This is a genomic window from uncultured Corynebacterium sp., from assembly GCF_902489365.1.
GTDB lineage: Bacteria > Actinomycetota > Actinomycetes > Mycobacteriales > Mycobacteriaceae > Corynebacterium.
This window is the reverse complement of sequence record NZ_CABTZR010000027.1, coordinates 19,007-28,717: the sequence shown is the minus strand read 5'-3', so window position 1 is coordinate 28,717 and position 9,711 is coordinate 19,007. Positions and strand designations below refer to the sequence as shown.

The 9,711-nt window shown below is 62.4% G+C and carries 3 protein-coding genes; all 3 read right to left on the bottom strand.

The window, feature by feature from the left end; genetic code table 11:
* The coding region (locus RDN59_RS05845) for a dihydrodipicolinate synthase family protein (RefSeq protein WP_308607028.1) at positions 1 to 679 on the bottom strand (679 nt) is incomplete at its 3' end.
* A 119-nt stretch (positions 680 to 798) separates the two neighbouring features.
* The gene (locus RDN59_RS05840) at positions 799 to 3,108 is read right to left on the bottom strand and encodes a 3'-5' exonuclease (RefSeq protein ID WP_308607027.1); all 2,310 of its coding nucleotides are present in this window, start codon (positions 3,106 to 3,108) and stop codon (positions 799 to 801) included.
* A gap of 28 nt (positions 3,109 to 3,136) precedes the next feature.
* Positions 3,137 to 9,706 (bottom strand): DEAD/DEAH box helicase, encoded by a 6,570-nt coding sequence (locus tag RDN59_RS05835; RefSeq protein WP_308607026.1) that lies wholly within the window; start codon positions 9,704 to 9,706, stop codon positions 3,137 to 3,139.
* Between the last annotated feature and the right edge of the window lie 5 nt (positions 9,707 to 9,711).

The window sequence follows — 9,711 nt, the reverse complement described above, 5'->3', positions numbered from 1 at the left end:
TCACGTAGGAAACCGGATCCACGTTGCCCAAACCAGGCACCACACCATCGGCGCCTGCCAGGTAAGCAAAGTCAACCGTAGTTTCCGAGCCGGTCAAAACCACAAAGTCTTTCACCCCAGCCTTGTTGCGGGCGCTAATCAGAGCACGCGTGTATCCATCATTGCCGCCAGAATCCTTGACACCGGCAATCACGCCTTCCTTGGCGAGGGAAATAAGAGTAGCAATGTCCAGCACCGAGTGAACGCTGACCGGAATGTTGTAAGCGTAAATGGGAGTCTCTGGCGCGGCTTCATGAAGAAGTCGGAAGTGCTCAGCAATCTCTACGTCGTGAGTGCGAACATAGAAAGGCGCAGTGGCAACTAGCCCCTGAACCCCGAGCGCGACAGCATCTTCAATGTGCTCGATTACTCGCGGAGCCGTCATGTCAATCACGCCGGCGATGACCGGAACGCGCCCTTGAGCCTGTTCCACCACCGTTGCGATGACTTCCTTGCGCTGCTCTCGAGTGAGGAAAGCTACCTCACCTGAGGAGCCGAGAACGAACAGGCCATGAACGCCAGCTTTAATAAGCCGTTCAGCTTGACGCTTGAGAGTCTCAGTATCAACAGAGTAATCCTCGTTAAACGGTGTCAGCAGTGGTGGCACCACACCGCGCAAGAGCTGTGTGTTTGCAGTCATGTTTGAGAACCTTCCTTTTCACCTTCGCATTAGAGTCATAAGACATCATACGTCTCTTGCGGTTGTGACGCAGTTGCCGCTAGTGAAAAGAAGCGTAATAAGACGGCCGGTTGCCCCACCTACCCCGGCAACAGCTCCGAAGCCTCCCCCACCACGCTCACCACGAGCACATCGCGGGCGCGCGAGGCCGCCACGTAGAGCAACGCCCGCTCGCGCTGCAGGGCCTCGTCGGCCTCCGCCGGCGCAAGCCCCTTCATCAGGTAGCGCTGCGGCAGCGCCTCCCTGCTCACGTCGAGCAAGATAACGTGCGTGAACTCCAGGCCCTTGGCGTTGTGCATCGTCATCACCGCCACCGGGCGCTCCCGGGACGTGCGCCGCCCCGTGCTCACGGCCACGCCCAGCTCACCCAGCTGTGTGGCGATCTCATCCTTGCGAGCATTGGTACGGGTCAGCACGCCAATGGAGACATCATCGTCCCCGGAGGTCCAGCCCCGAATCCGCACGGCCAAGGCCTCAGCCTCCTCCGCCTTGCTCGCAGAATTCAAGACAACCGGCGCAGGCCCCTGGCGCACCGAACGGTAACCATGCAGATCGTCGATATTCTCTTCCGAATCCACCCACTCGGCACCGTCCAGAATCGCCGTGGCATAGCCCAGGTTCTGTCGGGTCGTGCGGTAATTCACGCGCAGCTTCGTGGTGGCACGGCCGCGGGTTTCAATCCCGTAATCACGCAGCACCAACCGCTGGCCATAAATGCGCTGGTGCGAATCTTCTGCAATAAAGATGTCATTCGGCCCGCGCTTGGCCACCGCCCGCAGGAACTTCCAGTGGCCGGCGTGGAAGTCCTGGGCTTCGTCGATAAGCACGTGGTCGAACATGCCCTCCGTGCCCGTGCGGTGCTCCACGATGTGCGCGGCCACCACCGCCGCAGCCGCATACGTCAGCTTCCCAATCGACGCGCACGCCGCGTGGAAGTACTCCACAATCGCCCACACCGCCTTGCGCTCAGCACGGTTGAGCGGCGTGCCGCGCCCGGTGCGCCGCGCGCGCAGATAGGTCTTCTCATCGGTAATGCCCTGCGTGAGGATCACCGCCGAGTACTCCTGCGCCAGGAACGTCGGGTGGGACTTCTCCCGCGGCAAGGAGCTGCCCTTGAGCTCCGCAGCCTCCTGCCACTGCCGCTTTTCCTCCACGCCATCCAGGCCGCGGGGCACAAAATCCCCATCCATGTTGAGTACCGCAGACATCGCGGCGGCACGCTCGGTTGCCTGTGCGTTCGCCAGTACGTCGAAGACGAGCGCGTCGACGCCACTGATCCACAGCCCCGGCGCGCCGTGCACGGAGGCCTCCGGGAACGTCGGGTACAGCTCATTCATCTGCGTCTTGAGCGCATTGGCCAACTCGCGCGTGTACGTAGTCAAAAAGACACGCGCCTTCGGGTTCTTCTGCAGAAGGTACTTCGTGCGGTGCACCACCACCACGGTCTTGCCGGTACCAGCACCACCCGTGATGCGCGCGGAGCCGGTGTGATCTGCTTCGACCGCGCGGCTCTGGCTCGGGTGGAGGAAGACGCGCCACTCGGCAAAGGGCCCCTCGAGGATGGCTGCCAGCTCCTCCTCGCCGGGATCGATGACGAAAGACCTCCGGCCAGCCGGGGACTTGATACCTTCCACCAACGCCTTATCAGAGCTTGCCTCAGCCACCGCGGACTGCGTCAAGCCCAGTTCCTCGCGCACCTCAGCAATGCTCATGCCGGACAGCAGCCCGACTGTCGCATCCTGTTCCCATTCAGGCGCGCCTGCCAGCGCCGCCAGAGCTTCCTCCGTTGTGGCGGCGCGCTCCAGCACCGCCACCGTCTGCGGGGACAATCCGAGTTCATCGATGAGCTTTTGCTTGTCGACGCCCACCGCATCCCACGGCCGCACACCCTCACCATCCGCTGCGGCATCCGCCGAGGGCTCAGCATCTGCCTGCGCCTCAGCATTCGACTCGGCTTCCGCCTCCGCTTTCGCCGCTGCTTCCGCAGCGCGCTGTTCGGCCGCCAGGCGCTTGGCGCGCGATTCGATCTCCGCCTGCGGTAGCAACGTCGAGGCATCTGGAGCTGTGGCATCCACGAGCGACGGGACGCCGGAGACCTCGTTGACTACGAGCGTCTTCGACGTGGCAAGCGCATAGGCGTCATCGTGGTTGAGGATGTCAATGAGCACGAACATGGTGTCGTTGCCATCGTGCAGCTCGAAGAGCACCGCGCGGTACTTGCGGTTGACCCGGGCGGTACGCACGCGCTTATCCGCCGCGTCCTTGACGGGCTCTACGTGCAGCGACGGGTTCGTGGGGTCGTCCACCAGCTTGTTATAGAACTCTAGGATCTGGTTTCCCAGGTTGTAGCGGTCCTCAATGCGGCGGTAGAAGGACAGGCTCGTTGCCATTGTTTTCCTCTCTTTTACAGTCAGCGGATCAGGAGGCGCTCAGCGCCGCGGTCAGGGAATCAGAAACAGTGTCAAAATCGGCGCCGAAGACGGCATAGCCCTCCGCCTCGAAAGTAGCGCGGAGATCCTCGGCGTCCTCGGCAAAGAGCAACAGAACTTTCTGCTGCGGCCACTGCGCCACCACCGGGACGCCGGCAACCTCACCACCCACGGAATCAGCGTCCGGCTCGGGCAAACCTGCCGCCGCCATAGCTCGCAGCGCTACAGCTACCTCCGGCTCGTCGGCGAAGGCATCCACTGCCTCGGCCCACTCGGACGAGATCGCCGCCTCAGCCTCAGAACTTCCTGGCGCCGACGGGGCAACCGGCTGGGCGTCGCGCGCCACGACGTCCTCCAGCACGGAATCCTTCACCTCCACCTGTGCAAAGTCAGGGTCGAGGTAGGCCAAATTACTCAACCCTAAGAACAGCCGCCAGCCATCCACGTCCTCGGAGACGTCACTGGCATCGAAGCGCAGGCGGCGATAGGTATCGCCCACGCTCGCGGTCACCGTGCCCAGGTAAGTGTTCTCGAAACCATCACGCAGCTGCCTGCCACCCATGGCTGCTTCCACCAGGGCGGACGTGCTAAGAATCGACCAGTTTTTCGTTGGCTCCTTGAGCAGCTCCAGAAGCAGCGTGATCGGATCATCATCCACGCGGTTGAGGACTTCTTGGGAGACCGTGTGATCCTTCGCCAGCATCGGACGAAGCTGCGGGCTCACCCACACCGGCGGGGCCGGCGGATCCTCGCGCACTGTTGCCTGCCGGGCATCGATGTCCTGCCACGTCAGCGACCACGGCAGGTAACCCAACTCGTAGAGTCCATTGCGCTTATCAAAGTCATCCTTGACCCGGTTGTGCACCGCACTGGCGTGGAAGGCCTCACCATCGAGGTAGACAGCGATGTCACGGATGGCACTATCGCGCGTGGAGAAAACAAAGTCCGGGATGGTTCCGCCAATCTGCTTTTGCTCCTCCATGACCCAATCATGGAGCGAGTCATCAAAACTGATGTCCCACTGCGCGTGGTTACCCTTCATGGATTCCACCACCGTGGCGCCTTCTTTCTTCAAATCTGCGCGCAGCTGCTCCACAAAGCGCTGCTCCAGCTTGGACTGCTCGCTGCGCTCGGGGCGCTCCTCCGTCAGGTGTCCATCCCAACTAAAGGAAGCGGGATCAGCATCGGTGGAGACATGGAGGTCATCGGCCAAAATCTTGCGCAATGCCACCACCGCGGCCTCCCGGGAGGTCTGCGGGATTTGGCTACTGCGCGCAAACGGCAGCAGGCAGGACGGGCAGCACTGCCGCACTTCCTCAGCGCAATGACAGGAGGCCAAGCGGCGGTAGGCCACGAGCAGCATCTGACGCACATGCGCTGGTTCGGTGAACTGCGCCAAGTAGCCGGTACCACCCGGCACGGTGTCGTGGATAAGCAGCATATCCACCGGGCTGCCATCAGAATCCACGCGCACCGGCTCCACGTCCAAGTGGTCCGGGTTGCCACCCAGGTACTCCTTGAAGCCCAGCTTCAACGCTGCCACCAACGAGGGCAGCGTGGTGGACTCCACCATACCCAGCAGCGCCGGCAGGTGCACCAGGACCGCCTGCGTTCCCAGGCTGCGGCCCAGCGCAAAGCTAATGGAGTGCTCCTCTGCCGCGTTGCGGTATTCGCACCACGGCGCGTGGTCCTGCCAGCGGTTGGCACCCACATCGGAATCCAAGTGCCCGCAACGCTCGCACACGCGAAACAGCGGCGCCTCGCGCTCCACTGCCGCAAAGGTGCGCTGGCTACCGCCACCCATGCGGCCCAGGTTCAGCCAGCGCATCTCCACGTGGGCCAAATACTCCATACCGAAACCGGAATCGGACAGGTACCACGCCTTGCCGCGCCCACCCTCGGGCACATCAAAACTCAACTGTGTGTGGAAGCGCAGCGAGGTGCGGTCATCAGAGATGTCGTTGATGGCGGAGCGCGCCGCGTCCACGGTGGCATAGACCTTGGTCATCTCCACCACATCAATAAGCTGGTCTCTATCCGCAAAGCCCTTGGACCCACACTCCGGGCAAGCACCCACGCGCGGGGCGGCCACGGCCACCTCCTCATCGCTGGAGAGCACCGCGCCGGTAGCCTCCGAATAGGAGCACTCTGGGCACAGGCGCCATTGCGTCAGCGCCGAGTGGTGCTCACCCAACTCCACCGAGTCCACCTTCGCGCCCACGCCCTGCACGTAGAAGGTATTGCCGGGCGCTAGCTCCGTCAGCGCTGAGGACACCCCACGGCTATAGCTATAGGTTTCCGTCTCAAACTTCTGTACCTCCTCATTGAAGGAGGAAACAGCCAAGTTGAACTCCACGGCATCATCCAACAACGTGAAGTTCGGCAGCAGCCCAAAGCGCTCCAAGGCACTAATCCAGTACTCATCGGCGTGGTCCTCCAGCTGCTTGCGCACAAACCTCTGGGAAGCCACCGTGGCGTCATACTGGTTCTTCAGCTCATCATCCTCCACTGCGGTGGCCTCCACACGTGCCTTGAGCTCCGTCACGCGCTTGCTCAACACTTCCAAGCGGGACAACAACAGCTTCTGTGTGGCACCCCAGCGCTCACGTGCGGACTGTAGGTCAACCACCATGCCGGAGGCAGCACCATCCGAACCCGGCAGGCACCAGCCGCGCAGCTCTTCCAGTACCTCCGCCGAAGCATGCTGCGCCACCGTAGCCGCAAAACGTTCATAGGCCGCCAACACCACCGAAGGTGGGAGCTCCACCAGCGCATCAATCACTGAGTAGCTGGCATACGTAAACACATCACGCGCACTGCGCAGCTGCTCCACCGAACCCGCCACATCAGTGCTATCCAGCAGGTAAGCCACGAACTGACGGTGCATAATATCGCGCGCGGACAGATACGCCGCGGGTGCTGTCACCGAACCAGCGATGGTCTCCAGCGGATGCTCCAACGTGGTCAGGGCACGCCCGCGCCCGCGCACCAGCGCCACGATGAGCGAGTTACCCGTCAAACGCCCGGCGCGGCCCACGCGCTGCACGTAACTGGCCACCGTGTGTGGCATGGAGGACAGCATCACCGTGGACAGGTCACCGATGTCGATACCCATCTCCAGCGTCGGCGTAGCCACCAGCACGTTCGGCGCCGAGGCCGACTGCTCAGCAAAGGGACGCTTGAACTCATCCTCCAGCTCCTTGCGTCGTGACGTGGGCACCAGGCCCGTGTGCTCTTCCGCGACCACGGTGCGGGTATTCGCACTGCGGTAGAGCCGCTGGTAGTAGTTATCCTCCACGCCCACCGGCACGAAGTGGCCGGTACAGGACAACGTAAAGCACGCCACCGAGGACATTGCCTCACGCGCTGCGGCATCCACGCCCACTCGCAGGTGGCACACCGGGCACTCCAACAGCCCGGGCTCAGCTTCTTCGCGCACGATGATGTTCTCCGGAGATAACGTATACACGCGCCCGCCCGTTGCGGTGGGGACGGAGGAGACAACTTCTTCAAATTCAAGCTGCTTGAACAACTCCGCTATTTGGTTGGCGGCATCGAACGCACTGCCTGTCGAAGCCCCCAGCGCCGCCTTCGTCCACCGCGCATACCAGCCCTTCTGGGAGTCCAGCGGCATCGTCGCGTTGTTATCGCGCTTGCCCAGCGCCCCCTTGAGCGCCGCTCCCGCACGCGGGAACTTCGGCGCACCACCGCGCACAAACGCAGGTATTCCCTTGGCGCGTGCTTGGCGGCGATTGAGCAACCACGGGTTGCAGTCCTGGCGCAGGTACTCCTTGAGCCACGGGTGTGCGATGCCACCGGCAATGCGCATGTACTCCACCACGCCGCGCGCCCAGGCCAGCAGCTCCGCATCCGAGGCCAGTGTTCCTGCCACCGAACGCGCCGCCGCCAGCAGCACCGCATCATCCACGTCCACAGACACCGATAGCGTCCCTGTCGTCACCAACGAGCGCGGCAGATCCACCCGGTCACCGAACTGCAACGCCAAGTCCAAGTCCAACCGCGACTGCAACGCCGCCAACGCCCGCCGCTGCTCGGCAGCACCCGCGCCCTTTTCCCATACCGCCCGGTAGCGTGGTGACTCCTTCAACTGCGGCGGCAACAACTCATAGAGCGCCCGCGCCCGCACCGCCGCATCCGCCTCGGAGCGCGCGTGCTCCACCATGCGCGAGGCCACCGACGACAACGGCACGCCTGCGGACGAAGAAGCCGTCGTTTCAGACGACGAAGACGATTCAGAGGAATCAGCAAACGAGCGAACCGCTCGCCAAATACGCGCACGCAACGCGAAGGCACGCGCACGGCTTTGCACGAAGCCAGCGCGATGCGCAGCATCCTGCACAGAGTCCGCGAAGACCAGAGTCTTCTTCTCCGCGGAATCCAGATCATCCATGCCGAAGAGGTTGCTCAGCGCCACCGAAAGCAACGTGGCTACCGAAGAACCCAAGAAGCGCATCGCATCGTCTTCACCACAGGACGGGCACTGCTGCGCCTTCGCGCGCTCTTCCGCATCTTCACCGGAGTACACCAACACCGGCACCACGGGGGATTCCTCCATGGTCTCCTCATCCGGTGCTTGCGGCGTTAAACCCGGCAGGTCCAGGTTCAACCACGCCACGCGGGAGCTCTCGCCCTCCGCGCGCGTAACGCCCTGTGCCACCTCACTCGTGGCATCAATGAGCGGACGCTGCCGCTCGGGCGCGCTGATAGCGATGCGGCGAATCTCCTGCGGTGCGGTGACATACGTATCGCCACCGGGCTGCTCCGCCAACATCCAACCGGAGCGCCCACAGTGGCGGCAATAGATCGCCGGTAACCACGCCTTGGGCGTATCGCCAGCAGCCTGCACGGTGTGCGCGCCCATGCCGCCATCATCGGACCACCTGAACACCGATGTGCGCGACGATGACGCTACCGCCCTATCGATGCGGGAGATCTCACGCACCCACAGGTGCAGCTCCACGCCGGGGAATTTCTTTCCATCCCAGCCCAATGCGGCACCGAGCTCCGCGCGCACATAAGCAATGAAGGACAACGTCAGCGACAAGAACTCGACGGCCAACTCGCGGTGGCTGCGCAGCACGTTAGCCGGAAACACTCGCGATACCAGCGGTTCCACCGCAGCAATTTCGGTACCCGGCACACCAGCTTCACCGTGCTCCAGCGGCACTGGCGTTGCCGCCTCCCGCAGAATCGCGCACACCAACTCATTGCCCGCCATCGTTAGAACCGAGTCAGCCAAGTCCGGGGAAGAATTCAAACCAGGCAAAGAACCGAAGACGTGCCGGCTCATGGCCTCGAACACCGTCACATCATACGACGATGCATCTTCAGCAGAACCTGAAGCAGCAATCGCAGCCGCCACCTCATCAACGACGTTCTGCATCACCTCCACCGAAGGTGTTGGCGTCACTGGCGGAAGCACGTCAGCTGAATCGGAGCTCGAAGAGTCTTCGTCGTTTGAAACGACGGCCCGCAGCTTCGCCACCAATGGTCCGACCGTAGACTGCCACTCCTCCACGGTCATGAGCGTCTCCCCGACCACAGCATCCGGCGGCATCTGCTCACCGAAGACCGTGTAGGCGAAAGACAACATATCGCTGTGCGGTGCTTCCGACTCAGCACCGGAGTCTTCGGCATCTTCGGAACCCTCGGTGCTCTTGTCCCCCAACGTTGCGGAGGTCGCCACCGGCGTTACCTTGCCCAAAGGACGCTGTTCATCCTCAGGCGAAAGGAAACCTTCGGGCTGATACTTCTTCAGCATCAACCCCAGTCGGCGCAACAGCATCGCCACGTCCGTGCCCTGGGCCGCGTCATAGGTGTGGAACTCATCGAGCACCAAGTACTGCAAAGACCGCGCGGACTTCTCCCACAGCTCACGGTCCTGCTCACGCAGCAGCAACTGGTCCAGCATCTTGTAATTCGTCAGCAAGATATCCGGCGGGGTATCGCGAAGCACCGAACGGTCAGAAATCAGACCATCCTTCGATACCTTCCTGCGTCCACCAGAAACCACCTCGCCGGTGTAAATACCCGCCGTCACCCCGGCGAGCTCAGCCTCCGCATGCAACAGCTTGGCCAAACGGCGCTCCTGATCGGACGCCAGCGCATTCATCGGGTACAGAATCAACGCCTTGATTCCACTGCCATTAGAACGGCGACAATGATCCAGAATCGGATAGAGGAAGGACTCCGTCTTACCCGACCCCGTGCCCGTCACCACCAACGTGGGCGACGGTCGCCGCTTCGACCCCGTCGAATAGTCAAACGAGGACAACCGCTCGAAAGCCTCAGCCTGGTGGCGATAAGGCTTGAAACCAGACGGCAGCCAACCCAGAATCCCATCCCACGACTTCGCCGGTGCATACGGCAAACGCGTGCGCACATACGGCCCGTAGAACATGCCGCCCTGCGGGTCGTTGAGGAACTCCCGCAGCTGCTGGGAGGTCAGGTCCTCTGCCAGGGAGAAGGTCGTGGTGAGGTACTCCGACAACCCATCAACAATGTGGGTGGAGGCGTATGTAGGGATGAGACTCGACATAAGGT